We start from the raw sequence: 900 nt of genomic DNA, 5'->3' as shown, positions 1-900 counted from the left end.
ACCTTCACGCCCACGGTGACACCCCACGGTTCCTCGACCGGCGGGCCGGAGAACTCGGCGCCCTTCGCCGAGAGCTCCGCCATCGTCGCGGTGAGGTCATCACACATGAACGACACGTCGAAGCGTTGATCGGTTCCACCGGTCGTTCCCTGGTACTCCCACGAGCTCGGATGAGCGCCCAACTCACTGGGGCCGGTCTTGAAGATCAGCCAACCGCCACCGGTGTCGACACCGGCGAACCCGAGAACATCGCGGAAGAAGGCGCGTGCGGCGTCGGGGTCCTCGCAGTAGATCAGCGTGTGCAGTGCGGTGATCATGAGTCCAGGGTAGGACGGGTTTCGCGCCTCGACGACTCGTCGAGAAAGCGGGCCGAAGAAAGACCGCCCGAAGGGTTGTGAGGGTCACTCGACTCCGCTATTGTCGAACATACGTTCGACACAGGGGGGTGGGCAGATGGTTGAACAGCCGCAGGCAGGGACGCTGCCATCGCTGTCGGACGTCCCCGGGTTGCTCTCCGAGCTGCATGCTGTGCTCGATCGGCTGGCAGACGCCGACATGTCGTCGTGCTCGGACGAGGAGCTGGTGGAGGTGGCGCGCTCCAACGAGCGGGCGATCAACCGGCTGATGTATCAGGGGAATCGGGAGGTCGTGGCCATCTCGGATCGGGGTCTGCCCCGGGCGATGGGCTATCGCACACTCACCAACTTCATGAATGTGGATCTACGGGTGAGCGATCCGCGGCGTCGTCGTGAGCATATCGAGGCCACCGGCCGGTTCTGTCGCCTGGACGGCGAGGAGGCGGAACCCAAGTATCCGAACCTGGCCGAGGCGTTCGCCGCGGGTGCGGTCGGGCCGGCACACGTACGCAACGCCATCGAGGCACTGGACAAGATTCCACAC

The 900-nt window shown here is 64.8% G+C and carries 1 protein-coding gene and 1 pseudogene; one reads left to right on the top strand and one right to left on the bottom strand.

Annotated elements, in window-relative coordinates:
* Window positions 1–317 (bottom strand): VOC family protein (locus GORHZ_RS29220; RefSeq protein ID WP_006339663.1); only part of this gene is annotated, 317 nt, incomplete at its 3' end.
* Window positions 318–453: 136 nt separating this feature from the next.
* Between GORHZ_RS29220 and GORHZ_RS29215 the strand changes: the two are divergent.
* Window positions 454–900: pseudogene (locus GORHZ_RS29215) on the top strand (HNH endonuclease); the annotation flags it as partial.

This window comes from Gordonia rhizosphera NBRC 16068 (assembly GCF_000298195.1).
In the GTDB taxonomy this organism is placed as follows: Bacteria; Actinomycetota; Actinomycetes; order Mycobacteriales; family Mycobacteriaceae; genus Gordonia; species Gordonia rhizosphera.
The sequence above is the reverse complement of the archived record's forward strand: the minus strand, read 5'-3'. Positions and strand labels throughout refer to the sequence as shown.